Raw genomic sequence first — 25786 nt, 5'->3', positions numbered from 1 at the left:
CCCCAAAACTCGCCGCGGTTGAACGGTCGGCCCCCGAGATCCTGGTCAATGGCTGGTCAAGGTCTTGCCATGCACTTCTGTTCCCTTGTCCTGGCGTCGGTCAATCACCGTCCAGCGGCGAGTAATGACGCACCTGACATTTACATGTTCTGGTGTTGCTCTGTCCGGACCGTTCACATTCCCGTAACGGGCGGAGTGCAGGAACCCGAAGTCATACCCGTTGACCGGTGCTCATCAAGTCTGGTTTGCTTCCGCCCGGCGGACGGTGCCACCACAGCCCGTGGTGACAGTTCGTTGGATAAACGGGGTTCGCGTTTAGGTCCGGGGGCTTACTTCCCTGTCTGCGGAGAGAGCAATTCCCCGCGGAACGGTCACCGCATGCCCAGGGATTTCCCCTGCGCGGTCGCGGTGTCGTATTCCACTGCTCTCTTTACGTGGATATTTCGGCGGGGTGGCGAGTGCCTGTTCTGAGGCGTGGCCCGGCATGCCGTCCGCCGCTGTCCAGCCGAGCGGTCATCGCGGTCGATCGACGCGTGGTGACCGGTACGAGAGAGGCACCCCCCACCCATGGGTATCCCCCGCATATCTAGAGCCGCGCAGCGGACCGCCCTCACCGGGCTCGTTTCGCTCGCCTTCGCCACCACCGGCCTGGTCGCGGCCGGTTCGGCCCAGGCTCAGACCGCCGGCGCGTCGGCAACGCCGCACGTCAAGCGGCTCTGCTCGCAGCCCACCAAGCACCGCGTGATGGCCTGCAAGGCGCTGGCCCGCACCGACGTCGTCCAGCCGCACGCGCTCACGGTCAACGCGGTCTCGCCGCTCGCCGTGCCGTCCGGCTACGGCCCCTCCGACCTGCTGAGCGCCTACAACCTGCCCGCCAACGGCGGCGCCGGTGCGACGATCGCCATCGTCGACGCCCAGGACGACCCCAACGCCGAGTCGGACCTGGCCGCCTACCGCAGCCAGTACGGCCTGCCGGCCTGCACCACGGCCAACGGCTGCTTCAGCAAGGTCGACCAGAACGGCGGCACCAACTACCCGACCGCCGACGCCGGTTGGGCCGGTGAGATCTCCCTGGACCTCGACATGGTCTCGGCGATCGCCCCCAACGCCCACATCCTGCTGGTCGAGTCCTCCACGGCCAACATGAGCGACCTGGGCACCGCGGTCAACACCGCCGTCGCCTCGGGCGCCAAGTACGTGTCCAACAGCTACGGCGGCTCCGAGGACTCCTCGGACCTGACCGCGGACAACCAGTACTTCAAGCACCCCGGTGTCGCGATCACCGTCTCGGCGGGCGACTCGGCGTACGGCGCCGAGTACCCGGCGGCCTCCCAGTACGTGACCTCGGTCGGCGGCACCGCGCTGAAGAAGGACTCCAGCGCCCGTGGCTGGTCCGAGTCGGTGTGGCACACCAGCAGCACCGAGGGCACCGGCTCCGGCTGCTCGGCCTATGACCCCAAGCCCAGCTGGCAGACGGACAGCGGCTGCTCCAAGCGCGCCATCTCCGACGTGTCGGCCGTCGCCGACCCGGCCACCGGTGTCGCGGTCTACGACAGCTATCAGGCCACCGGCTGGAACGTGTACGGCGGCACCAGCGCCTCCGCGCCGATCATCGCCGGCGTCTACGCCCTGGCCGGCACCCCCGGCACCGGCGACTACCCGTCGAAGTACCCGTACGCGCACACCAGCGCGCTCAACGACGTCACCACCGGCAGCAACGGCACCTGCTCGCCGAGCTACCTGTGCACCGCCGGCCCCGGCTACGACGGCCCGACCGGCCTCGGCACCCCGAACGGCACCACGGCCTTCGCCACCGGTGGCAGCACCGGCGGCGGCACCGGCAGCGCGCTGACCAACGGCGCGTTCGAGACGGGCAACCTCAGCGGCTGGACCTCCACCGGCTCCACCGCCGCCAGCACCGACGCCGCCCACAACGGCAGCTACGGCGCCCTGGTCGGCTCGTCCAGCCCGACCAACACCTCCTCCATCGCCCAGACCTTCACCGCGCCCACCGGCAGCTCCAAGGTCTCCTTCGGCTACGACGTGACCTGCCCCGACACCGTCACGTACGACTGGGCCACCGCCACCCTGAAGGACAACACCACCGGCACCACCACCACGGTCCTGCCCAAGACCTGCACCAACGGCGCCGGTTGGAAGACCGCGTCCGGCTCCCTCACCGCGGGCCACAGCTACACCCTCACGCTCACCAGCAAGGACGACGACTACGCGGGTGACGAGACCTACACGTACTACGACGACGTGACCGTCTCCTAATGCCCGACCGATGCCCGACTGACGTCTGACTGGCGTCCGACGTCACCGGCACGCATCCGGACCCCTCTCCCACCGAACGTGGGGGAGGGGTCCGTTGTCCGTGGCCTACGACAGCGCCGTGAGAGGGAACGCCTCGGCGTCCTCGGGAGGTCGCGACAGGTGCAGGGCGGTGTGAAAGTACCCGTCGGTTTCCCGCCCGCGAGGGTCTTCTCCGGCAGCGGTCACCGCGTCGACGGCGTACTGCTGCTCCTGCGCGCTGGTGAAACGGCGCTGAGGGAAGGTGGTCCCGGTGGCCTTCTCGGTGACGAGGCCGTGGGACAGCAGACCTGCGGCGATGGGGTGGTACGAGCCCGTACGCAACACGAACGCGGCCACCCACACCGGGGCGTCGGCAGCGGTCAGGAGCGGTCGGAAGGTACGCGGTGACAGGAAACTCGCCCCACCCGTGACCGTGATCAAGCGGATGTCGCGCGCGGCGCGACGCAGGGCCGGTGAGGGCGGGGCGGTTTCGAGGTTCTCGGCGTACGCCTCGTTCAGAAGGCCCACCGCGAGCGCGTAGTCGAGGGCGGGCGCTGACACGTCGAGTCCGGTCACCGGCACTGCGTCGTGGCGGCGCCGGGCCGCGTAATAGGTGCGGTCCCATGCGATGAGTTCGGTGGTGCTGAGCGCCTTCGCCTGCGGCGATGTGTAGTGGGTGTACAGGTCGTCCCACGTCAGGTCATGGTTGAGGAGGGCCGCGTTGATGCCGTAGGAGCAGCAGATGTCCAACACCGCAGCACTTTCCGCAAGTTGGGTGGACCGTGCGGCGGCCAGGCGTCGGAAGACTTCCTGGGCATGGTGAGGTGTCCGGTAGTCCAACGCGCCCAGCACGCGGAAGTAGGTCCGTGGGTCCGGTTGCTCGTAGAGGTCGTCGAACGGGGTCCTGCCCACCGCGGCGGAACCCCCTGTCGGCTCCGTGGCATCGGCGGCCCTCGCTTCAGTCATCCCTGCCCTTCCCCTCACTCGCCGGTTCGTGACCCGGACAGTCTGCGCCCGGCAGAAGCGCGGGCACAGGACTGCCGAACCAGCCAGGGTGCTCAGGCGATGAGGTCGTCGACCGTGGGAGCGATGACGCCGAACAGGTCGCTGATGGTGGTCAACGCCGCCGTCTGGAGGGCGGCTGCGGGAAGGGCGGTGCCTTCGGGGGTGGCCAACGCGCGGGTGGCGGTGGCCTCGGCGACGACCGTGGGGCGGTAGCCGAGGTAGAACGCGCCCTCTGCGGTGAACGTGATGCACATGTGCGTCATGAAGCCCGCCAGTACCAGTTCGGTCCCGGCGCCCAGCTCGCGCAGGGTCTTCTCCAGGTCGGTGTCGTGGAAGGCGTTGGGGACCCGCTTGACCACGACGGGCTCCCCCTCGATGGGGGCGACCTCGTCGCTGATGGCACCGATTTCGGCGCGGATGTCGTACGGGGTGTTCTCCCCGCCGTCGTTGATGATGTGGATCACCGGTATGCCGGCCGCGCGGGCAGCGGCCAGCAGACGGGCCCCTGCGGCGAGGGCGGGTTCGGCGCCTTCGAGCTCCATCACGCCGGTCCGGTAGGTGTTCTGGAAGTCGATCATGATCAGGGTGGTGTCGGCTAGCCGGGGGAGCTCGTTGCCGAGGCCGCTCACGTCACGCAGGCTGGGGGAACTGGTCATCGGGATGGTCCTTTCAATAGCGTTTGTGCAGGGCGAAGCCGTACGACGTGCCCAATTGCACGCGTACTGGGGGAGGTTGATCGTTGGTTCAGGTGGTCGTGCGGAACCGGCGACGGTATGCCGCAGGCGTGGTGCCGATCTGCTTGCGCAGTGCCCGGTGCAGGGTTTCCACGGAACCGAATCCGCAGGCGGCGGCGACCTGGTCGAGTGGCTGGTCGGTGCTCTCCAGCAGGCGGCGAGCCGCCTCCACACGGGCCGCCTCGACATAGGGGGCCGGACTCGTGCCGGTCTCCTGGCGGAACACCCGCGCGAAGTGCCGCTCGCTCAGGCACATCCGCTCGGCCAGTGCGGCCGCAGACAGATCGCCGTCGAGGTGTTCGGCGATGTACATCCGCAGCTCGTCGATGTCCCGGCGGGAGGCGACCGGTCGGCTCAGCGGGACCGAGAACTGGCTCTGGCCGCCTTGCCGTTTGAGGTACATCACCAACTGGCGGGCGACGCCCAGCGCGACCTCCTCACCCATGTCCTCGGCCACCAGCGCCAGCGAGAGATCCATACAGGCACTGATCCCGGCCCCGGTCCACACGTTCCCGGACCGTACGAAGATGGGGTCCGGGTCGACCGTCACCGCCGGGTGGTCGGCCGCCAGCTGTGCGGCCGTCGACCAGTGGGTGGTGGCCGTTTTCCCGTCGAGGAGCCCGGCCGCCGCGAGCAGATGTGCGCCCACGCAGACCGATGCCACCCGGCGGGCCAGTGGCGCCGCCTCCTTCACCCACTCCACGACGTCCTGGTCGATCCGCGCGACCGGGCCGTCGGGGTGCAGATCCACCGCGCCGGGAATGAGCAGCGTGTCCAGTACCCCGCCGACCTCGGCGAAGGCGAGATCGGCCACCAGCCGTACGCCGGCCGAGGTGACCACTTCGCCACGGGAGCGGCCCGCCAGCTGCACCTGGTAGCCCGCCCGGCCGCCGGTCTCCCGGTTGGCCAGGGCGAACACCTCGGCGGGGCCCGTCACGTCGAGGAGATCGACGTCGGGGAAGACCGCGATGACGACGCGGCGGGTGCTGGACATGCGTCTATCGTCGCCGCCGTTCCCGATGGCCGCAATGACGGCTTTCTGTCACATCCGGACACGCACGGGTCAGCCGGTCACGATGCCCGGCAGCGCGATCGCGCCGAGCAGAGCCGTGCCCACCAGAAGCCAGGCCACGTAGTCGCCGATATGGCCGGAGTGCAGTCGGCGCACCGGCTCCGTCCAGCCGTACGGTTCGACGCGCGCCGATCCCCGAACGGCTACCGCGGCAAGGGCGACGGCCAGCGCCGCCGACGCGATCCCGAGCAGAATTCCGAGGAGTGTCCAGTGCGGGGCGTGAGGTGGCTCGACGCCGAACGCGCGGCCGGTCGCCGCGGCGAGCCCCGGCGCCGTGCCCGCCGCGAGCGATCCGGCGAGCAACAGCGCCGGAACAGCGATCATGGTGGCGGGCACCCGGCTGATCCGCCCCTTCGTCTCCGGTTCCTCGTCCTCGCCACTCGTCTCGTGTGCCGGGTCGCTCGGCGGCGGCTGGCCGAGGCCGAAGAACACACGCGCGGCGACCCTGAGTACGGCCCCTGCGGTGACCGCCGACACGGCGACGAACACGACGGTGAAGGCGCCGCCCGCCGCTTCCTCGGTCACCGACTTGCCCAGGCACGTACCGAAGGGCGGAAGCCCCGCGAGGGCCAGCGCTGCCACCACGAAGAGCGCGGCGACGACGGGTGACTTCCGGGCGCGGCCGTGGAGTTCGTGCTCGTCGACGCTTCCGTAGCGGTCGAGGAGGATGCCCGTGCAGGCGAACAGGGCCGCCTTCGCGCCCGCGTGGCCCACCACGTACAGGGCCACTCCGCCGGTGGCCTCCGGGCGCACCAGGCCGATCCCGATGAGGAAGAGCCCGGTGTGCGCGACGGTCGAGTACGCGAGGAGGCGTTTGATGTGACGCTGCTGCCAGCACATCAGCGACCCCACGAGCGCGCTCAGCGTGCCGAGCGTCAGCAGGGCGTGTCCGGCGTCGGGCGCGGGGATGCCGCCCGGCCCCGCGAACACCGTCGTGTACACCCGCCATGTCCCGTACACCCCGAGCTGCACCATGACCCCGGACAGGAGCATGCACACGGGTGTCGGCGCGACCGCGTGCGCGTCGGGCAGCCAGAAGTGGAAGGGCGCGGCGGCCGCCTTGACCAGCAGGCCGGTCAGGACGAGTGCGAAGGCGCCGAGGGTGAGCGCGTCCGGCCCGCCGTGCGCGTCGAGGTGGGCCCCGATCTGCCGCATGCCGAGCTCGCCGGTGCGGGCGTAAAGGAGCACGATGCCCGCCAACGTGGCGTACGCGCCAAGGGAGTTGACCACCCCGAAGGTGAGAGCGCCCTGGACGGCCTTGGCCTCCTCGACCCGGTAGCCGGTCAGGGCGTACGCGACGACGCTCATCAGCTCGAAGAAGACGAAGGCGTTGAAGAGGTCGCCGGTGAGCGCGAAGCCGCACATACCGGCCTGGAAGAGCAGGATGAGTGCGGGGTAGGAACCCGCGTGGCTGCGCGGCGGTTCGTCGAAGTAGTGCCAGGAGTAGACGAGTACCGCCACGACCAGGACGGAGACCAGTGCGGCGAGACCGGTCCCGGGGGCGTCGCCGACCAGGACGATGCCGACCCCGGTGCCGTTCTCGGGACGCCAGCCGCCGACCCACTCGGCGGCGTCGGGGGAGGAGTGGAGGAGCAGGACCAGTGCGAGGCCCGCCGTCGCCGCCGCCGCGCCGGTCCCGATCGACTCGGCGGCGACCCGGGGCAGTCGGCGCCCGGCCGCGACCAGCACGGCGGCGCCGAGCAGCGGAATGGCCATGACCAGCGGCAGGAGGTGGTTCATCCGCGCAGCTCGGAGAGTTCGTCGGGGTCGACCGTGCCGTGGCGTTTGGCCACTTGCATCACCAGAGCCAGCAGCAGCGCCGTCACCGTCGCGCCGACCACGACGTCCGTGAGGGTCAGGGCCTGGACGACCGGGTCGACGACCGGTCGCGAGCCGGGTTTCAGATCGGAGTGGACCGGTGCCGTGCCGCCCTCGCGGTAGCCGAGGGCGAGCAGCAGGACGTACGTCGAGGACTGACAGACCGCCAGACAGCCCACCGCGTGGACCAGATGGCGGCTGGTGGCGAGACCGTAGCAGCCGGCCAAGAAGATCCAGCCGGCGACCAGATACGGCAGTACGGACATCACTGTGTGCTCGCGCCCCCGTTCATTTGGTGTGGTCCTTCCCGTTCGTGGGGTCCGCCTCGATCTCGACGGCCTGGTCGAGGAAGCGGGCGAGCAGCACGACCACCGCGCAGCCGACCTCCATACCGACCGCCGCGTTGAGGAGCGGCACGGTCCCGCCCGACGCCAGGGCGTTCAACGTGCCGTAGGGGAGGATGGTGTTGGCGAGGAACGACGCACCACCGATCAGCCCCGCGACACCGAGGATCAGATAGGCGGCTTCGCCGGCCGCGTCCCCGATCTCGTACAGGCCGACCGGACGGATCCGTTCTAGGGCGCGGTAGTCCGCCCCGATGTAGAGCAGATGGAGTGAGGTGGCCACGACCACGCCGCCCTGGAACCCGCCACCGGGGCTCAGTTGCCCGTGCGCGATGACGTAGAGGCCGACCAGCAGCGCGACGGGCAGCATGATCAGCGCATAGCGCCGTACGGCGGGAACGACCTCGGCCGGGGCCGGCCTCACCTGGCGCTCGTCGCGGGTCTGGCGCAGCAGCACGACGGTGCCGAGGACGGCGGCGAACAGGATGCTCTCCTCGCCCAGGGTGTCGAAGGCCCGCTGGTCGAAGTTGACGGAGGCGATGACGTTCGACGTCCGGCGGCTGAGGGAGGCTGCCACCGAGCGGTCCCCGTACGGGTGGACGTCGCCGCCGAAGGCGGGCAGCCGCAGAAAGGCGGCGGTCAGCAGGGCGGCCACCCCGAGACCGCCCACGGCCAGCACCCACATCCGCAGCCGTCGGCTCATCGGCCGCCGCCCTTCTGCTGTCCCCGGCGCCGTACTTTGCGTACGGACAGCAGGATCAGCAGCGGCGTCAGGGCCGAACCCACGGCCAGTTGGGACAGCCCCACGTCCGGCGCCTGAAGGATCGTGAACAGAACGGCCAGCGCGAGGCCGAGCACGGCGAGGGCCAGGGCCTGGCGCACCGGATCCCGGACCGCCACCGCCGCGGTCGCCGCGGCGGCGACGAGCAGCAGCGCCAGGACGACGGGCACATCAGCCATGCGAGGTCTCCTTGCCTCCCGAGAAACCACCGGACATGGCCCGCGACGCGATCACGTTCCCCGCCACCAGGAGCGCCCCGATCAGCAGCAGTTTCACCATGGCCCGGCCCGGCCCCGTGGCGACGCACAGGGCGACGGTCACCACCGAGGTGGCGAAGGCGGCCACCGCCGTCAGCAGGACGGTGTGCGGGGGATCGGAGGTGAGGTCGTCGGCGAGCAGGCGTGCGTAGACGAGGGTGCCGACCGGGCCGAGCACGGCGAGGACCAGTGCGAGATCGACGTAGGAGGGGCGTTGGTATCCCTGGGCCAGCAGGAGCATGACCAGGGTGACAGCGGAGGTGCCGAAGTTCTGGGCGACGACCCGGCGTTCCATCGGCCCGGTCGCCACACCCCACACCACGGGCCCGAGCCCGGCGGCGAGCAGCGTGCTCGCGGCCCAGAGCCACCCGTTCACCGGTCGGCCATCGCCCGGCGGGCCGCGCGCGCCGCGACCGCCGTCAACAGGGCGCAGCTCGCGCCGACGACGAGTTCCAGGGCGTCCACGGTGCTGATGAGCACGAGCCAGCCGCCCGTCAGCAGGAGCCACCACGCGAGGGTCTCGGCGGTCGCGGCCGCTGCTCGCCCCATCCGTTGATCACCTCGACAGCTGCCCGTGATGAGTTGGTTCGCCCGTATTTCCAAGGGGCCCGATCATGAAAGCACCCTCGGTGGCACCGATGGCCGAAGGCGCGCGACATCACCGCGTGCGCCCCACCCGTCACCGGCGCGGCGACGGGTACCCAGCGGCCCACCAAACAATCCAGGCTGTGAGGTGCGCTCTCAGCCGGCCCGCATGCGCAGAGCCGCCAGGACACCCAGCGCGGCCACCTGGATCGCGGCGACCACCGCGATGAGCACCGGGATCGAGTACGTGTAGAGGGCGCCGGTGAGCGCGCCGCCGGCCAGGCTCGCGGCGCCCACCGTCCCGGCGAAGACGCCGTACGCGGTGGCCCGGCGTCCGGCCGGGACCAGGTCGGCGACGGTGGCCCGCAGGGTGGACTCCTGGATGCCCATCGCCGCGCCCCACACCAGCGAACCCGCCACCGCCAAGCCCACCGTGTTCGTGAACGCCAGCGCGGGCACGGCGGCGGACAGCAGGGGCAGCACCACCAGGACCCGCGCGTCGAACCGGTCGTACGCCCATCCGGTGGCCAGCGCGACGCACGCGTCCACGGCCATGGCGGCCGCGTACAGCACCGGCACCCACGCCGTCGCGAGCAGCCCGCGCTGGACCAGGTGGTAGGCGAGGATGCCGAAGGTGGTGAACCCGGCGGTGGTGGTCGCGGTGAACGCGGCGTACGTCCAGAATGCGGTCGGCAGCCGCCCGGCCGTCTCGGCCGTTGTCGGTTCCGGCGTCAACTCGCGTTCGTACGCGGCCGGATCGGGCACCCGGGCCCGCAGCCACACCAGCACTCCGAGCACCGCGACACCGGGCAGGGCGAGGACGCCGAGTGCGGGGCCGTAGTCGCCGCCGGTGAGCGCGAGCATGCCAGCCACCGTCAACGGGCCGATCAGCGCGCCGACTTGGTCCATCGCCTCGTGCACGGCGAAACCGCGCCCCCGGCCGGTCGCGGCGGTGGCGTGCGAGAGGAGCGTGTCCTTGGCGGGGCTGCGCACCGCCTTGCCGACCCGCTCGGCGATCACCAGCGCGCAGGCCGCCCAGAGGACGCCGACCACGCCGAGGGCGGGCACACTGACCACGGTCAGGGCGTACCCGGCGATCGTGATCCCCCAGAAGCGGCGGGTGCGGTCCGCCATCGGGCCGGAGACGAGCCGCAGTCCGAGGGCGGCGGCCTCGCCCGCGCCGGTGACCACACCGACGACCAGCGCCGACGCCCCGAGCGAGGCCAGTAGCGGTCCGGTGACGGCCCGCGCGCCCTCGTACACGAAGTCGGCCAGCAGACTGACCGTGCCGAACGCGACGACGAACCGCCACGGACTCATGCGGGCCGCAGGCCGCGTGTGCGGCACGCCGGCGCTCACACCCACACGGCTTCCGCGACCGTGACCCCGAGGTAGACCGCCCCCAGACCCGCGACCACACTGGCGACCACATTCACCATCGCGTAGAACGCGGCGCCGTCCTCGGCCAGGCGCAGTGTCTCGTACGAGAAGGTCGAGTACGTCGTCAACGCCCCGCACAGGCCGGTGCCAAGGAGCAGTTGCAGGTGCGACGAGCTCGCCCCGGCGGTGGCCGCGCCGGTCAGGACGCCGAGGATCAGACAGCCGACGACGTTGACGGTGAACGTGCCCCAGGGGAATATCGAGTCGTGGCGGGTCTGCACCGCACGGTCGGTCAGGAACCGCAGCGGAGCCCCGACAGAGGCACCCAGAATCACGAGCAGCCAGTTCACGCGTTCTTCTCCCGGCCCACGTACCGGATGACCTCGCAGTCGTCGAGGATCACCAGCCCTTCCGCCACCAGCTCGTCCAACTGCGGCAGGAACGCGCGGATCCTCTCCTCGTCGTCCGCGATCACGATCGCCACCGGCAGGTCCTCGCTCAGCGACAGCAGCCGCTGGGTGTGGATCAGGGACGAGGCGCCGAAGCCCTCGATCCCCCGGAACACGCTCGCACCGGCGAGTCCCGCCTTGTGCGCCCGGTGCACGATCTCCGCGTACACGGGCTTGTGATGCCACAGGTCGTTCTCACCGATGAAGATCGTCACGCGCAGGGCCCTGCCCGTCAGCCTGGTCATCCGTGCCTCCGCAGCCCGGTCGTCGTCGCCTCGCGGCCGGTCATCGTTGCCTCCGTGCAAAGACGCGGCGCGTCGCCGTCACCGCGAGCCACACCGCCGCCAGTGCCGCGACCAGCGTCAGCGCGAGATAGGCGAGCCCCGCGCCGGGCCGGCCGCCGTCCACCAGCTTCTCGATGTCCACGGCGTACGTCGAGAACGTGGTGAACCCGCCGAGCACACCGGTGCCGAAGAACGGCCGCACCAGCCGGTGCGCCGCCCACACATCGGTGATGACCACCATGAACACGCCGATCACCGCGCAGCCGAGCACGTTGACGACCAGCGTGGTCGTGGGGAAAGCCCCGGGCGGGGCGGCCGGCCACAGCAGCCCGGCGCCGTACCGCGCCGATGCGCCTATCGCACCGCCGAGCGCCACCACCGCCACGACCGGTGCCAGCGCGCGCCGCGCCCGCCACCGCTGCTCGCGCAGGGAAGGACCGACATCGGGATCGACGGGCTCGTCCACCACGCGGGAAAACGGGGATCCCATGGACACATGTCTCCTACTCGCCGGGCACCTGGACATACGGGTGCACATCATCGCAAGTAGGGACCGTTGGTGGCACGCATGCCACGGTTCGGGTACGGCGGGCCCCACCGCCGCGCGGCGACCCGGAGATCGCCGCAGACGACCAGGGTAGCGCTCACAGGGACCAAGGCGCGGCATTGGTGCCCCTGGGGGCCCGGAGCCGCATCGGACGCTCGCGGAACGCGGCGACGGCGTCACCGACCGGGACGGTGGCGAGTCGGCCCCCTGCCCAGGGAGTTGACCCGCCGGCCGACCAGCGCCGCCCGCCTCGCAGCGTGACGTCCGAATCCCGCCGGATATGGCGGGGCGGAAGCCGCAGGGTGGAGAGCAGAAGCTCCCGGACCTGGAGAACGTCATGCTCGACACCGCTCATCGCTCACGGTCGCGAAACGTCGGCGACCGTGTCACCGCGTCCCACTGGCCCGCGCTCACCAGCGAACTCGACGAGTACGGCCACGCCCTCACCGGCCGACTCCTCACCCCCGCCGAGTGCCATGAGATCGCGGGCCTGTACGACGAGGCCGACCGTTTCCGTACGACGATCGACATGGCCCGCCATCGCTTCGGCTCCGGCCAGTACCGCTACTTGACACATGAACTCCCTGACGTGGTACAGGAGTTGCGCAAGGCGTTCTACCCGCTACTGCTGCCCATCGCCCGCGACTGGGCCGAGAAGCTGCGCAGGCCCGCGCCCTGGCCGGACACGCTGGAGGAGTGGCTGGGCATGTGCCATGAGGCCGGGCAGGAGCGCTCGGCGCAGATCCTGCTGCGATACGGCCCGGGGGACTGGAACGCGCTGCACCGCGATGTGTTCGGCGACATGCTCTTCCCGCTCCAGGTCGTCATCGGCCTGGACGCACCCGGAACCGACTTCACCGGCGGCGAGTTCATCATGACCGAGCAGCGCCCGCGCGCGCAGTCGAGGGGTTCGTCCACGACCCTGCTCCAGGGCCACGGGCTGATCTTCACCACCCGCGACCGCCCGGTGGCAACGAAGCGTGGTTGGTCGAACGGGCCCATGCGGCACGGCGTGAGCACGGTCCGCTCGGGGCGGCGGCGCGCACTGGGGCTTGTCTTTCACGATGCCGCGTGACGCATGCCTGGCGGGCGGGGCGACTACGTAAGTACCTTCAGCCCACCGCTCGCAAAGTGCGCTGGGCGGCGTCCCGGAGGTAGGTGACGACCTCCGGGGCCGCGTCGAGGGTGTAGTCGGTGTCGAGGCCGGCCAAGGTCTGGGCGATGCGGGGGAGCGTGTCGTCGGAGGCGTCGACCAGGCACGTGGTGTCGGTGAGGCGGTGGATGCGGGTGGCGAGGCCTCGGGTGCGGGCGCGGACTTCGTCGGCGGGGGCCTCGACGGTGGCGACGACCCGGTAGCGGGTGGGCGCGGCGGACAGGCGGGACGCCACGAAGGCTGCGGGGTCGTCGCCGGGGGCCGGGCGTGGGGGGGCGCGTCGGTCAGTGGGTGTGGGTTCGGTGATGCGGTCGAGACGGAAGAGGCGCCAGTCGTCTTTCTCGGTGTCGTGGGCGAGGAGATACCAGAGGCCGCCGGAGGCGACCAGGCGGCAGGGTTCGGCGCGGCGTGCCGTGGTGGCGCTGTGACGGGTGGTGCAGCCGAAGGTCAGGATCTCGTGGTCGCGGCAGGCGACGGCGAGGGTGGCCAGGAGGGCCGGGTCGGCGCGCGGTCCCCGGTTCTCCCAGGTGATGCCGGCGAGGGAGGTCTGGAGGGCGGTGACCTGGCCGCGCAGTCGGCGGGGGAGGACCTGTTCGAGCTTGGCCAGGGTTCTCAGAGCCGTCTCCTCGATCCCGGTCAGGCCACCGGCGGCCGTGCGCAGGGCGACCGCGATGGCCGACCGACTCGCCGGCAAGACGCTCGTCGACTACGCCGTCCCGTACATCTACAACCCCGATGTCGCCCACCCCTGGCCCACTCCCTGGGGAACCATGCCGAAGCTCGACCCGTGCGACACCGACAGCCTCGGTGAGCAGATCCAGCGCGCCCTTCCGCGGACCAAGGTCGTCAAGTCCTTCGTCACGCAGGAACAGGCGACGGTCGTCAACCCCGAGGTCGTCGCGGGCGGCGACCACACCATGTTCCTCGCGAGCGAGCACGCGGACGCCAAGCAGCAGGTCATCGAGCTGCTGAAGTTGTACGGCTGGACCGACATCCTCGACCTCGGCCCCCTGGTGTGCGCCCGCGGCATGGAGATGTACGCCCATATGCACTCGGCCATCGGCTTCGGTCTCGGCCAGCAGTTCGGCGGTCACTTCGGCATCAAGGTCGTCCGCTGAGGCCCGGCGTGCCTTCACCGCGCCGGACAGTCGCCGTCATCGGTGCCACGGGTGAGCCGGCCCGTGGCACCGGCGTGCCGGACGGCCGCGCCCTTCCGCACCCACCGGAGCGCGCCGACTCTCACCCTGAACCTGACCCTTACACACCCAAGGCCAGGCGCCGCACCATGTTCGTCGTCCCCTCCGCCGTCGCCCCGGCCGTCCACTCCGCGACCGCCGGGCCGCTCACCCCTCGCCACCGCGCCGACGCCCTGGTGAGACTGCGCGACGCCCTGGGGTGGGACGAGCGGCGGTACGTCGCCGCGGAGCGCTCGGTCCTTCAGGCGATGGCAGTCCGGGGCGAGGCCACCGCCGCTCAACTCGCCGTCGACGTACCCGATTTGCGCGGGCAGATCGTGGTCTCTCCCGGCAAACCGTACGAGTCACGGCAGCGCGCGAGTACGCCGGTCCTGGGTGTGCTCGCCTCCGAGGGGCGTATCCGGCGCGGCCGTCCGGTCGGTTCGTGGACCTCGGCGCAGTTCCGCTGGACATCGGCGCGTCCGCTGCCGGAGGTGCCGGTCGCCGAGGCGAAGACGGAGCTGGCCCGCCGCTATGTGGCGGCCTTCTGACCGGTCACCGTCGACGATCTGAAGTGGTGGACCGGCTGGACCCTCACCGACACCCGCAAGGCTCTCGCCGCCACCGGCGCCCAAGCCGTCGAACTGGACGAGGGCACGGGCTACTTGCTGCCCGAACACCTCGACGCGTCCGATCACCCCGACGCACCCGACACCGCGCCGGAACCCTCAGCCGCCCTCCTGCCCGGCCTCGACCCCACGGCCATGGGCTGGCGTCACCGGGACTGGTATCTCGACCCCGACCACACCAAGGCCCTCTTCTACCGCAACGGCAACATCGGCCTCACCATCTGGTGAAACGGCCGCATCGTCGGCGCATGGGCCCAGCACTCCGGCGGCCACATCAACCACCACCTCCTCACCGACCCCGGCCGCGCGGCCCGCACCGCCGTCGCAGCCGAAGTCGACCGCCTGTCGGCATTCCTCGGCGACACCCGGGTCACCCCGTGTTACCGCACCCCGCTCGAACCCCGTCTCGCGGCCGAGCCTTCCGGGACCCGTACGGCGGACTGATCTCCAAGCCTTTTGACGCCAACTCCGAGACATGTCAAAGCTTTACCGTGTGCATGACATGATTCCGTGCCCTCCGCATTGTGGCGGAAACATCACCCTGGCAGCATCTCGCCCCGTACGTGAACGGACTTCCCTATGTCCCCGCGGGTCCCCCGACCCGGCTGCGTGAAGGGTGAGTTCCATGTCGCATCGCGTGTGGCAATCCGTACGGAGAGCCAGAATCCCGCACATACGCCGCCTACTTGCCGCCTCCACCACGTTCGCCACCGTCCTGTTCTCCGCCGCGCTGCTCGCCCAACCGGCCGAGGCCGCCGTGAGCAACGGCGGCTTCGAGTCCGGGTCGCTCAGCGGTTGGACGTCGACCGGCACCACGACCACGGTCAACTCGGGTGCGCACAGCGGTACTTACACCGCACGGGTGGGAGGCACAACCCCCACCAACGGCGACTCGTCCATCGCCCAGACCTTCACCACCGCGACCGGTGAGAACCAGCTGTCGTTCTGGTACGACATCACCTGTCCCGACACCCTCACCTATGACTGGGCGACGGCCACCCTCCGCGACAACACCGCAGGCACCACCAGCACCGTCCTCGCCAAGACCTGCACCAACGGCCAGGGCTGGCAGCAGGTCGCCACCGCCGTGACCGAGGGGCACAGCTACACCCTCACGCTCGTCAGTCACGACGACAACTACGCGGGCGACGCCACGTACACGCTCTACGACGACGTCGCCCTCACCGGCACCACACCGCCGCCCTCGCTCACCCAGCTCAGCACCGACCCGTTCACCAACACCACCAGCCAGCACGCCACCGAGCTGGAGCCGGACACCTTCGCGTACGGCAGTACGGTCGTCGCCTCCTCGCAGGTCGGCCGGTTCACCGACGGCGGCTCGTCCGACATCGGCTGGAACACCTCCACCGACGGCGGCGCCACCTGGCAGCACGGGATGCTGCCGGGCATCACCGTCTACCAGGGCGGCAGTTGGGCGCGGGTGTCCGACCCGGCGGTCGCCTATGACGCCAAGCACGGCACCTGGATGGTCGCCGGTCTCGTCATCGATGCGAGCGTCAACGGCGCCGGGGTGACCGTCAGCCGCTCCGCCGACGGTATCTCCTGGCAGAACCCCGTTCTCGCGGTCGGCAACGACGGTCAGGGGTACGACAAGGAGTGGATCGTCTGCGACAACACCGCCACGAGCCCCTTCTACGGCAACTGCTACGTCGAGGTCGACGTCACCTCGTCCGGCAATCGCGTCATCATGAGCACCTCCACGGACGGCGGCACCACCTGGGCCGCGCCCACATCGCCCTCCGGCAACCCGGCCGGCCTCGGCGGCCAGCCGCTGGTCCAACCGAGCGGCACAGTGGTGGTCCCCTACTCCACCAACGGGACCTCGGTCCGCGCCTTCAACTCCACGAACGGCGGGTCCAGTTGGAGCTCCACCTCGCTGGTCGCGAACGTGACCAGCCACGGCGTCGCCGGTAACCTCCGCGACGGCGAGGGGCTGCCCTCGGCGGAGATCGACGGGGCCGGGAAGATCTACGTCGCCTGGCAGGACTGCCGCTTCCGCTCAGGCTGCCCGTCCAACGACATCGTCTACTCGACGTCCACCAACGGCACGTCGTGGTCGGCCGTGACCCGGGTCCCCATCGACGCCACCTCCAGCAGCGTCGACCACTTCATCCCCGGCATCGGCGTGGACAAGTCGACCTCGGGCTCGTCGGCCCGGATCGGGCTGTACTACTACTTCTACCCGCAGGCCAACTGCACGGCGACGACCTGCCAGCTCCAGGTCGGCTATGTGTCCTCGGCCAACAGCGGCACCAGCTGGTCCGCGCCGACGACCCTGGCGGGCCCGTTCCCGCTGAGCCAGATCGCCTCCACCACCCAGGGGAGCATGGTCGGCGACTACATCTCGACCTCCGTCGTGGGCGGCAAGGCGGTCGCCACCTTCGCCGTCGGCAAGGCCCCCACCAACGGCCAGGCGTTCGACGAAGCCCTCTATACGGCGGGCCCCCAGCCCATCGCGGGCGGCCCGGTCAGGTCCCACCAGTCCCCGACGTACACCTCGCCGGTTCCGACGGGCCGCGCCGCCCTCGTCACCGCGCACTGACCTCCGAGGGGTGCGGCCCGGCGTGCGGGCCGCACCCGCAGAGTGCGGTGGTGCAGGCCGAGTTGTGCTTCACCCCGATCAACGCGCACCTGGGCTGTGCGGCGGCTACATGAAGCACTCCAGGATCAGTGGCAGGTCCTCCAGCCACTCCCGCAGGTGGGTCCGCCTACGAGCGGCGAGCAGGCACTGATAGGCGGCACCGTTGTGAAGGTGGACGGTGACCTTGAGGTGTTTGGGACCTTCGGGCGCGTACTCGACCGTTCTGATCTCGGCCCAGGTGCACAGCAGGTCCCCGGCTTCCGAGCCGAGCGCGACGCCCGCAGCGTCTATCAGCAGGGAAACCTTCGAGTCCGTCGCCACAAAGGTGAGGTCGGCGTTGGCCGACGCGTCGCCCACAGGGGCAGGCTCGGTAGGGGCCCGGTGCGGCGGGACGGCGCCGAACGGCGCGTAGGAAGGCGGCGGGGGTACCGCCACCGTGGGCGAGTACGTCACGGCGTCCGGCACGAACAGGTCCAACAGGCGCTCCGGCGTGGGCCGTTGAGCCGGATCCTTGGCCAGGCACGACGCCAGGACCGGCCGTAGGCCGTCCGGTACCGCTGTCAGATCCGGTGACTCGTGTACCGACCGGTACATCAGGCCCATGGGCGTTCCCGCCCCGAACGCACTGCCGCCCGCCGCCGCGACGAGCACCGCACCCAGAGCGAACACATCGGCGGCGCCGCCGACTTCCTGCCCCTGCGCCTGCTCGGGCGCCAGGAACCCCGGCGTCCCGAAAGCCATACCGGTGGCCGTCAGGCGGGTCGACTCCAGCGCCCGGGAGATACCGAAGTCCAGAACCCGGGGGCCGTCCGCGGCCATGATGATGTTTCCGGGCTTGAGGTCACGGTGCACCAGGCCGCAGCCATGGATCGCCGCCAGCGCCTCGGCGAGGGCCGCGCCCAGCTGCCGCAGCCGGGCCTCGTCCATCGGCCCCTCGGCTTCGAGCAGCGCGGCGAGCGTGGGCCCGGGAACGTACGCCGTGGCCAGCCAGGGCGTCGCCGCTGCCGGGTCCGCGTCGACCACCGGGGCCGTATGGAAGCCACCCACGCTCCGCGCGGCCGCGACCTCGGCGCGGAACCGCTCTCGAAAGTGCGGGTCGGCCGCGAGCTCCGGGCGCGCCACCTTCACGGCCACCGCGCGTCCACCGCGCGAACGCGCCAGATAGACGGTGCCCATCCCGCCGGCCCCCAACTCCCGCTCCACGGCGTACCCACCGATACGCTCCGGCAGGCCGCCTGCACCGTCCGCCCCGTGCCCCATGTGCTGTGTACCCCCTGTGCTCCGGCGCCTCAGTATGGCTTACGCACTCCGAGCTGCAGGACGCAGGTCGCGGGGTGATCGTTTCGGGTGACAGCACCGGGGCCACCGGGTGCGGTCGTCAGCCCGCCGCGTCCTTGAAGCGGCCGGTCAGCACCAGATTGCCGTCCGGGGTGCGCCGTGCGAGGTGGCCGGTGCGGAGGTAGCCGTCAGGGGTGAAGGAGCGTGCGTCGGGCTCCCGGTAATAGCCGCGTGCGGTATACGGACCGCGTACGAGGAGTTCACCCGGTTCCCCGTCAGGCACCTCCTTGCCGTCGGCGTCGACGATACGAATCTCGTCGTCGGGCGAGAGCGGGCGGCCCTGAGTGGTGAGCACGGCCTCGTCCGAATCGGTGGGCCGGGTGAGCGTGAGCAGCCCCTCGGACAGGGAGAAGACCTGCTGGAGGCGGCAGCCCAATTCCGGGCCCATACGTTTGGCGGCCGCTCGGTCCAGGGGTGCGCCGCCGATCTGCACCAGACGCAGACTGCTCAAGTCAGCCTGGATCATGGGGAGTTCGTCGATCCAGCGCTGGGCGACGGCGGGTGTCATCGATGTGATGGTGACCCGCTCGCGCTCGATGACCGTAAAGCATTCGGCGGGTTCCAGGCTCTCGACCAGGACGACGGTACCGCCGACGGAGAGGGTGCCGACGATGCCGGGGCAGCCGAAGGCGAAGGTGGACTCGGCGGGCAGCGCGGCGAGATACACGTCGTCCTCGCTGAGCGACACCAGCTCGGCGGCGGCCCGCGCCTGGTAGGCGTAGTCGTTGTGGGTGCGTGGAACGAGCCGGGCGCCGGACGGCAGGAGGAACGCCACCTGGTCGGCGTTCTGTGTGCGCGCACGCTCGGGCGGGGCGTCGACGGAGTCCAGCGGGAAGTAGTGACAGCCCGACGGGTCGGTCGACATACCGCCGTACGGGGACGAGGTGCCCGGCGCCTCATACGTGAACACCCGCCGCAGGAACGGCCCTTGGGTCGCGATGTCCGCGGCCATCGCCATGTGGTCGAAACCCTGGTACGTCGAGGGACCGACGTAGCCGACGGCCTCGGTGAGCCGCGCGAGGTGGGACACCTCGGACGCGCGGTGCGCGACCGGGCAGAACACGGGGACCGCGCCGACCCGCATCAGCGCGAACACCGTGATGACGAACTCGGGTACGTTCGGCAGCTGGACGAGGACCCGTTGCCCGGGCCGCAGGCCGCGCAGCAGGAACCCGGCGGCCATACGGTCCACGCGCCGGTTCAGGTTCGCGTACGTGACGCGGGTGTCGCCGTGCACGAGCGCGGTGCGAGGCCCGTGCTGCAGGGCCCAGTCGCGCAGCAGGTTGTCCAGCGTATTGCCGCGCCAGTGCCCGGACGCCCAGTAGCGGTCGACGAACTCCTCGGGCCAGGGCGTGCAGCCGGCGAGCATGGATGCCATTCGGTTCCTTCTTGTTGACCGTGGCGATCCAAACCGTCAACACCCCTTGTCCGCAATGCGCTTTCCCGACCATGGACGCTGTACTCCATCGGCAGAACGTCCAATGAGCGCTGCTGACCAGGAAGAACGTGCTGTCCGGGACCAGGGTGCCGGGCTATGACGGGCAGTGGTCCAGCACCTGCTGGAGCTTGTTCTTCTCCGCGTTGGTGACGCTGAGCCCGTAGTAGTCCTTCACACCGACCCAGGAGCGGCTGTACATGCACTCGTATCCCTTGGGCAGCCACTTCTCGGGCCCCTTGTCGCCCTTCTCGCGGTTGCTCCAGGTGGAGACGGCGATGAGCTGCGGGGAGCCGCTGAGATCGTTGGCGAACGCGCGGCGCTTGTACTCCGGCCAGTCCCGGGCGCCCGAACCCCACGCCACTCTGAGCGGCACGATGTGGTCGATGTCGACCCGCAGGGGATTGGTGAGCGTCATCTCGTCGTACGCGCTGTGCCACCGCCCGCCGACGACCTTGCAGGTCCCCTTCAGGGTCACCGGGATCTCGGACAGCGCTTTGAGCGCGAGCTCGCGGGTCGGGCACTTGTCCGCGCCGTGCAGGACCCAGCAGCTCTTACCGCCGAAGTAGGTCCGCTGGAACCCGCTGCTGTCGAACGTGTGGACGTCCAGCTCGCCGAGCATGCGCTTGGCGTCGTCGAGGTCGGGAACGTTCTTGGGCCACTTGACGGCGTCGGCGCGGAGGCCGCGGTGGGTGGACGTGGGGTTCGCTGCCGGGCTGGACGTGGGGCTGGGCGTCGTGCCGCCGGGCTGGTGTACCCCGCCCTGGCCCGAATCGGACGGCGGCAGCCGGTCCTCCTCGGGTCCTTCGCAGTCGAGCTCGTCGAAGTTCCGTGCCGCCGCGTGCTGCCGGGTGGACTCCGGCCGGGCGGACAGGGCCGTGGCGTTGGCGATGGCGGGGAGCAGGGCCGCGGGCAGGGCGGCGGTGAGAAGTACGGATGTGATGGCCGATCCCATGTACGGGCGCACAAGGGCCTCCTTCGATATGACGTGGCAGGTGCCGGGGCACCGCTAGGAGGGATTGACCGCCCAGGCATGAACGACGCGGATTGTTCGGGAATTCGCCCGTTTGACGGCGTGTTGCCCAGTCTCCGGTCGGTGTTTTCCCGTTCGTACCGCGTGACGCGCAGACCTAAGGTGTGGACATGTCACTGAGTAACATCGTCCTCGCCTCCGGCCGCTCCATCGAGCTCTCCGATCTGCGGACGTCCTCGACGTACGGCAGCATGCTGGAGGGCTACCCGTGCAAGCCCATCAACGACATGAAGGTCACCGGCGCCGTGCGGACCGCCGAACGCGACTTCCCCACCTTGCCGGTCCACCTCGTTCCGCCCTCCCGTGAGTATCCGGACCAGACCGGGGGCGCCTTCGGTCCCGTCGAGGTGCTGCCCGCCGTGCGGTGTGTCGGCGTCTTCGGTTCCACCGCGATCGACCCCGACCATGACCCGGTCCTGTACCGCTCCGCGCTCGTCGTTGTCTGGTTCCAGCCCACCGCGGACGTCCCGTCGGGCGAGAGTGCCGTGCTCGGCGACATTTCCTGGGAGGAAGTGGCCAGGGACCACGAGCTGTAGGAACGCGTACGGGGTCTCTTTGCACCCAGGTGACCGGTGTGTGCCGACGCGTGTCGGCCATATGACGCGATGTGGACCGCGACATCCGGATGTGTCGATGAAAGCCGTGTGATTGTCGCCCGGCCCGATGGGATTTGTCGCCGGATATCCGCAAGGCTGAGCGAGCCGAAGTGGCCAGAGTGCGGGAATCCCGTCGGTGGAACCCCCGGCGCGCTAGCCGCCATGGAGCGCAGCCGCTTAGGATCGCCGACGCGGGCCGAGTGCGGACGCGCCCAGTCCGCGTGTTGCCTCAGGGCAACCGGAATATGCGGGGGAAAGCATAGGGGAGTAGAAAATGGTCACGGGGGAACAAGGGCGCGTCAGTTCCTTAGCGCCTTCATCCATCGACGAGATCCGATATCTGCACACACTGGGCCCCACCGGCACCAATCTGGAGGCGGCGGCCCATCGGTGGTTCAGTCGGCAAGGGCGTACGGACGACGGACAGGTCGTGCTGCACGCGACGCTCGAATACGCCATGGAGAGCGTGCCCAGGACCGGTGAGCACGCTCTGCTCGCCTGCGCGGTCTACCCGGATCTGCACACGCTCGTCTTCGGGAACCTCCAGGTCTGTCGCATGGTGGACTCCTTCGTCTGGCCCACCCACGAAATGGTGCTCGCCGTCGCGCCGGGTGCGCCCGCCGAGCCGCGCACCGTGGCCACTCACCCGGCCCCGGCCGGTCTCGTACCGCCCACCGGTGAACGGCAGTTGGTGAGCAGCAACGCGCAGGCGGCCATCGACTGCGCCGACGGCAAGGTCGACGGATGCGTCACCACCGTCGTCGCGGCGCGGGCCCACGGCCTGCGCGTCATCCGTAGCTTCGGCGAAGTGCCGATGGTCTACACGGTCCACCACGTACGGGACGACGCCCCATGAGCGGGACGTCCAACACGTACCACCGTGCGGACGCCATGCTCGGCGAGGCGGTGCGGCTCGGTCGCGGACTCCTGCCCATGGTCGACGCCTTCCGTCTCCGCCAGCGCGACGACGGCACGGTCCACGCACCGGGCGACGAGGACCGCCGCGCCCTCCTGGCCATCAAGGACGAGGCCGTTCAATGGTTCACCGGGCACGGCAGGGCGGCGCAGGCCGACGCGCTCGCCGCCGACGTCGACGACTGGCTGGCCGCCGGACTCGACACCGCACCCCACTTCGCCCGCAGCCGCGACGCTCTCGTCGCCCCGGCCGACGGGGACTGGGCGGCGTTCCTCGCCCCCGTCCAGACCACCAACAGCGCCCCACCGGTCGGCAAGCGGCTTGAGTTCTTCCTCGTGCGCCGCAAGGAACCCGACGCACTCGCCGACGTGGCCGTCCGCTATCCGCATCCCAAGAACAACTGCCAGGCCACCGTGCTGCTCGCGGGCAGCGAAGGAGTGGCGAAAGGCAACTGCATCGTCTTCTTCCCGGAGAATGTGGCGGCCCACGACAAAGTGGCCGAACAGGGCTATGCCATCTTCTTCTTCAGTAAATTCCGGATGATTCACGAGACGTTCGCCGTGCCGTCCGCGCGGACGGTCCTCAGCGCGGAATCCGTTCCACGTGCCTCGACCGGAATGGACCCCGAGGCGTGTTACCAGGCGCGCTCACTCTGGGGATATCTGCACGACTACTTCCACCACCAGGGGAGTTGGCCGCTCGACCAGCACATCAAACTCAAGATGAACTGGTTCATCGGCCTCCTCGAAGAGCTGAAGGTGGACGCCAAGACCGTGCTCGCCTGTCACGAGGACGACATACCGTACGCCGACGAACAGATCGCCATGGTTCTGGTCGAGCGGATGTTCCGCTATCCGCTCGACGCCCACGCGGTCCGCAACTTCGACGCGGGCACCGGCGTGTTCCTTTACTCCTGGCTGCGCGAACGCCACGCCATCACCGGCGACGGCGAACGGTTGCACCTGTCGTACGACCGCGTTCTCCACGCACTGCGCGAACTCGTCGATACGATCGAGGAGATGGAAGCGAAGGTCACCACACCCGCCGAGTACCGTGCGGCGGCCAAGGCGCTGGTACGCACACAGCTGCGCGAGGGCGCCGAGGGCGACCGCTACGCCTTCACGGACGACCAGCTCCGGCTCGTCCGCGCGCGGGACCGTCTCGCCGCCCTGCCACCCCTGCACTTCGCGCCGGCCCAGATGTGACCTGGAGAAGAAGGAGACAAGGCGACATGGACAGCGAAGCCACCACGGACGAGGGCGCCCCGACACTGCACCGGGCCGCGATGGAGGCCGCGGTGCGGCAGTACTTCGAGGCGTGCAACAAAGTCGACCGCGATCTGTTCGCCCAGTGCCTCTCCGAGCAGGTCGTGCACTACCTCGCCACCGGCATGTCCGGACCCGTCCGGGGTATCGACCCCATCGTGGAACGCTGGGGCGCCGACGTACGGGCCAACTCCTCGCACTGGGCCGTGGACGCCGTCTACGCGGACGAGCACAGTCGCACGGCCATCTGCGAGTGGACCGCGTTCAAACCACGCCTGGGCAAGGTGCTGCGCGGCGCGGAGGTCTACCGGTTCGACGACTCGGGACTGATCGACGAGATCCGTATCTATTACGCGTCCCGGCGCGACGACACCATCGACGTCAATGAACTGGAGGGCTTCCCGTACGCCGAGCGGGGGTTCGCCACGTGACCGAAGCCCGCATGACCGAAGCCCACGTGCCGTTCGCGCCGCTCGACGACCGGGACGGCGTCATCTGGCTCGACGGGGAGTTCGTGCCCTGGCGCGAGGCCCGGCTGCACGTCCTCAGCCATGGGCTGCACTACGGCGGCAGCGTCTTCGAAGGCGAGCGCGCCTACGGCGGCCGGGTCTTCAAGCTCCATGAGCACAGCGCCCGACTCGTCGCCTCGGCCCGCGAAATGGGGTACGAACTGCCTTGGACCGCCGAGGAGTTGGATGTGGCCACCCGTGAGGTCGTCGCCCTCGCGGCTCTCGACGAGGGCTACGTCCGCCCGGTCGCCTGGCGCGGCAGCGACAGCCTGCGTCTCGTCGCGCAGGGCACCTCCGTCCATGTGGCGATCGCGGCCTGGCCGTGGCCGCGTGTCTTCGACGGCGGGTCGCGCGGCATCCGGCTGCGCACCTCGCGCTGGCGGCGCCCCGCCCCCGACACCGCGCCGATCCGAGCCAAGGCCGCGGCCTTGTACGCGATCGGCCCCCTCGCCGGACAGGAGGCCGAGCAGGAGGGCTATGACGACGCACTCCTCCTCGACCACCGCGGCCGCCTCGCCGAGGCCACCGGCGCCAATCTGTTCCTGGTGATCGGCGGGGAACTGCACACCCCGCCGCCGGAGTGCGTCCTGGACGGCATCACCCGCCGTACCGTCATCGACATCGCCCACGGCCTGGGCCTCGCGGTCGTCGAGCGACACCTCGCGCCCGACCAACTGGCGTGCGCGGACGAGGTGTTCCTGACCGGTACGGCGTACGAGGTGCAGCCGGTCGCGGCCGTCGACGACCGGGAGTACGCGGTGGGTGATATCACCGCCGCGCTGGCGAAGGCGTACGCCGGGCTTGTGCGCTCGGCTCTCGTCGCCGATACGAGCGCGGGGCGAAGCGAGAGCGCATGACCGGCACCGAGTCCGAGCCCACCCCTCCGGCCGCGCGCGACGCACGGCGTGCGGCCTGGGCCGTGGGTGCGAAAGCCGCCGTGCCGTTCACCGTCGCGATCTTCGCCTTCGGCATCTCCTTCGGCGTGCTCGCCAAGGGCGCCGGATTCAGCGCGCTCGCCGCGACCTCGATGTCCGGCCTGGTCTTCGTCGGCTCCTCGCAGTTCGCCGCCGTCTCGGTGATCGTCAACGGCGGCGGCTGGGCGGCCGCGGCCGTCGCCGGGACGCTCCTGAACCTGCGCTACCTGGTGATGGGCTTCGCCATCCTGCCCGCGCTGCGCGGCGGACGGGCCCGGCGCGCGGTCGAGTCCCAGCTGGTCATCGAGGAGTCCTGGGCCATCGCGAGCGACGCGGACGGGCGCTTCGACCGCGTACGGCTGCTCTCCTCCGGTGTGGTGCTCTGGCTCGGCTGGGTCCTGGGCACGCTGCTGGGGGCGATCGGCCCGTTCAAGGCGGTGGACGTCCTCAACTACGGCCTGGACGCGGTCTCACCGGTGCTGTTCTTCCTCCTGCTGGCACCGCACCTGGGTGGCTCCCGCAAGCGATCGGCGGCCGCCACGGCGGCGGGCTGCGCCGCGCTCCTCACCGCCGTCGCGGTGCCCGACATGGCCATCGCCGTGGCGTGTCTCATCGCCGTCGTATGGACGTGGAGGGCGCGATGACCTGCCGGGGTCGGATGGACAACTCC

28 protein-coding genes and 1 pseudogene are annotated in these 25786 nt (G+C 70.3%); 12 read left to right on the top strand and 17 right to left on the bottom strand.

The features are described from left to right. Positions 1-567 precede the first annotated feature (567 nt). Positions 568-2277: a S53 family peptidase gene (locus tag BG418_RS11295; protein ID WP_223184643.1), complete on the top strand. Its 1710-nt coding sequence runs from the start codon at positions 568-570 to the stop codon at positions 2275-2277. Positions 2278-2382: 105 nt separating this feature from the next. On the opposite strand, the gene BG418_RS11290 is transcribed toward BG418_RS11295, so the two are convergent. The 13 genes from BG418_RS11290 to crcB (BG418_RS11230) all read right to left on the bottom strand — a co-directional run bounded on the left by BG418_RS11290 (position 2383) and on the right by crcB (BG418_RS11230) (position 11494). Further along, positions 2383-3261, bottom strand: coding sequence for a hypothetical protein (locus BG418_RS11290; protein ID WP_188273617.1), 879 nt, complete (start codon positions 3259-3261; stop codon positions 2383-2385). 92 nt (positions 3262-3353) lie between these two features. Further along, positions 3354-3956, bottom strand: coding sequence for an isochorismatase family protein (locus BG418_RS11285; protein ID WP_188273616.1), 603 nt, complete (start codon positions 3954-3956; stop codon positions 3354-3356). A gap of 88 nt (positions 3957-4044) precedes the next feature. Next, positions 4045-5028, bottom strand: coding sequence for a GlxA family transcriptional regulator (locus tag BG418_RS11280; protein ID WP_188273615.1), 984 nt, complete (start codon positions 5026-5028; stop codon positions 4045-4047). Between the two features lie 69 nt (positions 5029-5097). Further along, entirely contained in the window at positions 5098-6846 is a 1749-nt protein-coding gene (locus tag BG418_RS11275; protein WP_188273614.1) for a complex I subunit 5 family protein, read from the bottom strand. Then, positions 6843-7190: a sodium:proton antiporter gene (locus BG418_RS11270; RefSeq protein ID WP_188273613.1), complete on the bottom strand. Its 348-nt coding sequence runs from the start codon at positions 7188-7190 to the stop codon at positions 6843-6845. The genes BG418_RS11275 and BG418_RS11270 overlap by 4 nt, the downstream gene beginning before the upstream one ends. A gap of 22 nt (positions 7191-7212) precedes the next feature. Beyond that, positions 7213-7971, bottom strand: a complete 759-nt coding sequence (locus BG418_RS11265) for an MnhB domain-containing protein (RefSeq protein WP_188273612.1) — start codon at positions 7969-7971, stop codon at positions 7213-7215. Continuing rightward, a complete protein-coding gene (locus BG418_RS11260; protein ID WP_188273611.1) occupies positions 7968-8228 on the bottom strand; it encodes a hydrogenase subunit MbhD domain-containing protein in 261 nt (86 codons plus the stop codon). Before BG418_RS11260 ends, BG418_RS11265 begins: the two co-directional genes overlap by 4 nt. Then, on the bottom strand, positions 8221-8682 hold the full coding sequence (locus BG418_RS11255) for a monovalent cation/H+ antiporter complex subunit F (RefSeq protein ID WP_188273610.1): 462 nt from the start codon (positions 8680-8682) through the stop codon (positions 8221-8223). Before BG418_RS11255 ends, BG418_RS11260 begins: the two co-directional genes overlap by 8 nt. Continuing rightward, positions 8679-8855 carry a hypothetical protein gene (locus BG418_RS11250; RefSeq protein ID WP_188273609.1) on the bottom strand — a complete coding sequence of 59 codons (177 nt, stop codon included), beginning with the start codon at positions 8853-8855 and terminating at the stop codon, positions 8679-8681. Before BG418_RS11250 ends, BG418_RS11255 begins: the two co-directional genes overlap by 4 nt. A 192-nt stretch (positions 8856-9047) precedes the next feature. After that, positions 9048-10256: an MFS transporter gene (locus BG418_RS11245; RefSeq protein WP_317453610.1), complete on the bottom strand. Its 1209-nt coding sequence runs from the start codon at positions 10254-10256 to the stop codon at positions 9048-9050. After that, positions 10247-10621: a fluoride efflux transporter CrcB gene (crcB, locus tag BG418_RS11240; RefSeq protein ID WP_188273607.1), complete on the bottom strand. Its 375-nt coding sequence runs from the start codon at positions 10619-10621 to the stop codon at positions 10247-10249. Before crcB (BG418_RS11240) ends, BG418_RS11245 begins: the two co-directional genes overlap by 10 nt. After that, positions 10618-10965 (bottom strand): DUF190 domain-containing protein, encoded by a 348-nt coding sequence (locus BG418_RS11235; RefSeq protein ID WP_188273606.1) that lies wholly within the window; start codon positions 10963-10965, stop codon positions 10618-10620. The genes crcB (BG418_RS11240) and BG418_RS11235 overlap by 4 nt, the downstream gene beginning before the upstream one ends. A 40-nt stretch (positions 10966-11005) precedes the next feature. Then, entirely contained in the window at positions 11006-11494 is a 489-nt protein-coding gene (gene crcB, locus BG418_RS11230) for a fluoride efflux transporter CrcB (protein ID WP_188273605.1), read from the bottom strand. Between the two features lie 394 nt (positions 11495-11888). On the opposite strand from crcB (BG418_RS11230), the gene BG418_RS11225 reads away from it, so the two are divergent. Further along, the gene (locus BG418_RS11225) at positions 11889-12626 is read left to right on the top strand and encodes a 2OG-Fe(II) oxygenase (protein WP_188273743.1); all 738 of its coding nucleotides are present in this window, start codon (positions 11889-11891) and stop codon (positions 12624-12626) included. A 37-nt stretch (positions 12627-12663) separates the two neighbouring features. On the opposite strand, the gene BG418_RS11220 is transcribed toward BG418_RS11225, so the two are convergent. Further along, on the bottom strand, positions 12664-13398 hold the full coding sequence (locus BG418_RS11220) for a YafY family protein (protein WP_188273604.1): 735 nt from the start codon (positions 13396-13398) through the stop codon (positions 12664-12666). On the opposite strand from BG418_RS11220, the gene BG418_RS11215 reads away from it, so the two are divergent. From BG418_RS11215 to BG418_RS11205, 4 genes and pseudogenes are all read left to right on the top strand, one after another. After that, positions 13376-13822: an NADPH-dependent F420 reductase gene (locus BG418_RS11215; RefSeq protein ID WP_223184642.1), complete on the top strand. Its 447-nt coding sequence runs from the start codon at positions 13376-13378 to the stop codon at positions 13820-13822. The genes BG418_RS11220 and BG418_RS11215 overlap by 23 nt on opposite strands. 167 nt (positions 13823-13989) lie before the next feature. Continuing rightward, on the top strand, positions 13990-14430 hold the full coding sequence (locus tag BG418_RS41150; protein WP_398998363.1) for a DNA glycosylase AlkZ-like family protein: 441 nt from the start codon (positions 13990-13992) through the stop codon (positions 14428-14430). A gap of 12 nt (positions 14431-14442) precedes the next feature. Further along, a pseudogene (locus BG418_RS41145) lies at positions 14443-14736 on the top strand (DNA glycosylase AlkZ-like family protein); the annotation flags it as partial. A 397-nt stretch (positions 14737-15133) separates the two neighbouring features. Further along, a complete protein-coding gene (locus BG418_RS11205) occupies positions 15134-17071 on the top strand; it encodes a sialidase family protein (RefSeq protein ID WP_223184641.1) in 1938 nt (645 codons plus the stop codon). A 105-nt stretch (positions 17072-17176) separates the two neighbouring features. Here the strand turns inward: BG418_RS11205 and BG418_RS11200 are convergent, their stop codons facing one another. From BG418_RS11200 to BG418_RS11190, 3 genes are all read right to left on the bottom strand, one after another. Beyond that, positions 17177-18370 carry a serine/threonine-protein kinase gene (locus tag BG418_RS11200; protein ID WP_188273603.1) on the bottom strand — a complete coding sequence of 398 codons (1194 nt, stop codon included), beginning with the start codon at positions 18368-18370 and terminating at the stop codon, positions 17177-17179. A 118-nt stretch (positions 18371-18488) separates the two neighbouring features. Further along, positions 18489-19826: a (2,3-dihydroxybenzoyl)adenylate synthase gene (locus BG418_RS11195; protein ID WP_223184640.1), complete on the bottom strand. Its 1338-nt coding sequence runs from the start codon at positions 19824-19826 to the stop codon at positions 18489-18491. A gap of 154 nt (positions 19827-19980) precedes the next feature. Continuing rightward, entirely contained in the window at positions 19981-20850 is an 870-nt protein-coding gene (locus BG418_RS11190; RefSeq protein ID WP_188273602.1) for an HNH endonuclease family protein, read from the bottom strand. 176 nt (positions 20851-21026) lie between these two features. On the opposite strand from BG418_RS11190, the gene BG418_RS11185 reads away from it, so the two are divergent. The 6 genes from BG418_RS11185 to BG418_RS11160 all read left to right on the top strand — a co-directional run bounded on the left by BG418_RS11185 (position 21027) and on the right by BG418_RS11160 (position 25760). Further along, entirely contained in the window at positions 21027-21452 is a 426-nt protein-coding gene (locus BG418_RS11185; protein ID WP_188273601.1) for a hypothetical protein, read from the top strand. A gap of 334 nt (positions 21453-21786) precedes the next feature. Next, a complete protein-coding gene (locus BG418_RS11180; RefSeq protein ID WP_188273600.1) occupies positions 21787-22368 on the top strand; it encodes a bacilysin biosynthesis protein BacA in 582 nt (193 codons plus the stop codon). Next, a complete protein-coding gene (locus BG418_RS11175; RefSeq protein WP_188273599.1) occupies positions 22365-23633 on the top strand; it encodes a DUF6421 family protein in 1269 nt (422 codons plus the stop codon). Before BG418_RS11180 ends, BG418_RS11175 begins: the two co-directional genes overlap by 4 nt. A gap of 26 nt (positions 23634-23659) precedes the next feature. Next, positions 23660-24124 (top strand): nuclear transport factor 2 family protein, encoded by a 465-nt coding sequence (locus BG418_RS11170; RefSeq protein WP_188273598.1) that lies wholly within the window; start codon positions 23660-23662, stop codon positions 24122-24124. 11 nt (positions 24125-24135) lie between these two features. Next, complete coding sequence (locus BG418_RS11165; protein ID WP_188273597.1) at positions 24136-25059, top strand: branched-chain amino acid aminotransferase; 924 nt, start codon at positions 24136-24138, stop codon at positions 25057-25059. Continuing rightward, positions 25056-25760 carry an AzlC family ABC transporter permease gene (locus BG418_RS11160; protein WP_188273596.1) on the top strand — a complete coding sequence of 235 codons (705 nt, stop codon included), beginning with the start codon at positions 25056-25058 and terminating at the stop codon, positions 25758-25760. Before BG418_RS11165 ends, BG418_RS11160 begins: the two co-directional genes overlap by 4 nt. Positions 25761-25786: the final 26 nt, after the last annotated feature.

Origin of the sequence: Streptomyces sp. CBMA152, assembly GCF_014596475.1 — a bacterium.
In the GTDB taxonomy this organism is placed as follows: Bacteria; Actinomycetota; Actinomycetes; order Streptomycetales; family Streptomycetaceae; genus Streptomyces.
The sequence above is the reverse complement of the archived record's forward strand: the minus strand, read 5'-3'. Positions and strand labels throughout refer to the sequence as shown.

Excerpts from the sequence above, each read along its gene's own strand:
- BG418_RS11250 (WP_188273609.1), bottom strand. The coding sequence starts at position 8,855 with ATGGGGCGAGCAGCGGCCGCGACCGCCGAGACCCTCGCGTGGTGGCTC.
- BG418_RS11200 (WP_188273603.1), bottom strand. The coding sequence starts at position 18,370 with ATGGGGCACGGGGCGGACGGTGCAGGCGGCCTGCCGGAGCGTATCGGT.
- BG418_RS11270 (WP_188273613.1), bottom strand. The coding sequence starts at position 7,190 with ATGTCCGTACTGCCGTATCTGGTCGCCGGCTGGATCTTCTTGGCCGGC.
- BG418_RS11265 (WP_188273612.1), bottom strand. The coding sequence starts at position 7,971 with ATGAGCCGACGGCTGCGGATGTGGGTGCTGGCCGTGGGCGGTCTCGGG.
- crcB (WP_188273605.1), bottom strand. The coding sequence starts at position 11,494 with ATGGGATCCCCGTTTTCCCGCGTGGTGGACGAGCCCGTCGATCCCGAT.
- BG418_RS11160 (WP_188273596.1), top strand. The coding sequence starts at position 25,056 with ATGACCGGCACCGAGTCCGAGCCCACCCCTCCGGCCGCGCGCGACGCA.
- BG418_RS11280 (WP_188273615.1), bottom strand. The coding sequence starts at position 5,028 with ATGTCCAGCACCCGCCGCGTCGTCATCGCGGTCTTCCCCGACGTCGAT.
- BG418_RS11260 (WP_188273611.1), bottom strand. The coding sequence starts at position 8,228 with ATGGCTGATGTGCCCGTCGTCCTGGCGCTGCTGCTCGTCGCCGCCGCG.
- BG418_RS11195 (WP_223184640.1), bottom strand. The coding sequence starts at position 19,826 with ATGGCATCCATGCTCGCCGGCTGCACGCCCTGGCCCGAGGAGTTCGTC.
- BG418_RS11225 (WP_188273743.1), top strand. The coding sequence starts at position 11,889 with ATGCTCGACACCGCTCATCGCTCACGGTCGCGAAACGTCGGCGACCGT.
- BG418_RS11170 (WP_188273598.1), top strand. The coding sequence starts at position 23,660 with ATGGACAGCGAAGCCACCACGGACGAGGGCGCCCCGACACTGCACCGG.
- BG418_RS11290 (WP_188273617.1), bottom strand. The coding sequence starts at position 3,261 with ATGACTGAAGCGAGGGCCGCCGATGCCACGGAGCCGACAGGGGGTTCC.
- BG418_RS11175 (WP_188273599.1), top strand. The coding sequence starts at position 22,365 with ATGAGCGGGACGTCCAACACGTACCACCGTGCGGACGCCATGCTCGGC.
- BG418_RS11165 (WP_188273597.1), top strand. The coding sequence starts at position 24,136 with ATGACCGAAGCCCACGTGCCGTTCGCGCCGCTCGACGACCGGGACGGC.
- BG418_RS11295 (WP_223184643.1), top strand. The coding sequence starts at position 568 with ATGGGTATCCCCCGCATATCTAGAGCCGCGCAGCGGACCGCCCTCACC.
- BG418_RS11235 (WP_188273606.1), bottom strand. The coding sequence starts at position 10,965 with ATGACCAGGCTGACGGGCAGGGCCCTGCGCGTGACGATCTTCATCGGT.
- BG418_RS11285 (WP_188273616.1), bottom strand. The coding sequence starts at position 3,956 with ATGACCAGTTCCCCCAGCCTGCGTGACGTGAGCGGCCTCGGCAACGAG.
- BG418_RS41150 (WP_398998363.1), top strand. The coding sequence starts at position 13,990 with ATGTTCGTCGTCCCCTCCGCCGTCGCCCCGGCCGTCCACTCCGCGACC.
- BG418_RS11205 (WP_223184641.1), top strand. The coding sequence starts at position 15,134 with ATGTCGCATCGCGTGTGGCAATCCGTACGGAGAGCCAGAATCCCGCAC.
- BG418_RS11215 (WP_223184642.1), top strand. The coding sequence starts at position 13,376 with ATGGCCGACCGACTCGCCGGCAAGACGCTCGTCGACTACGCCGTCCCG.
- BG418_RS11180 (WP_188273600.1), top strand. The coding sequence starts at position 21,787 with ATGGTCACGGGGGAACAAGGGCGCGTCAGTTCCTTAGCGCCTTCATCC.
- BG418_RS11275 (WP_188273614.1), bottom strand. The coding sequence starts at position 6,846 with ATGAACCACCTCCTGCCGCTGGTCATGGCCATTCCGCTGCTCGGCGCC.
- BG418_RS11185 (WP_188273601.1), top strand. The coding sequence starts at position 21,027 with ATGTCACTGAGTAACATCGTCCTCGCCTCCGGCCGCTCCATCGAGCTC.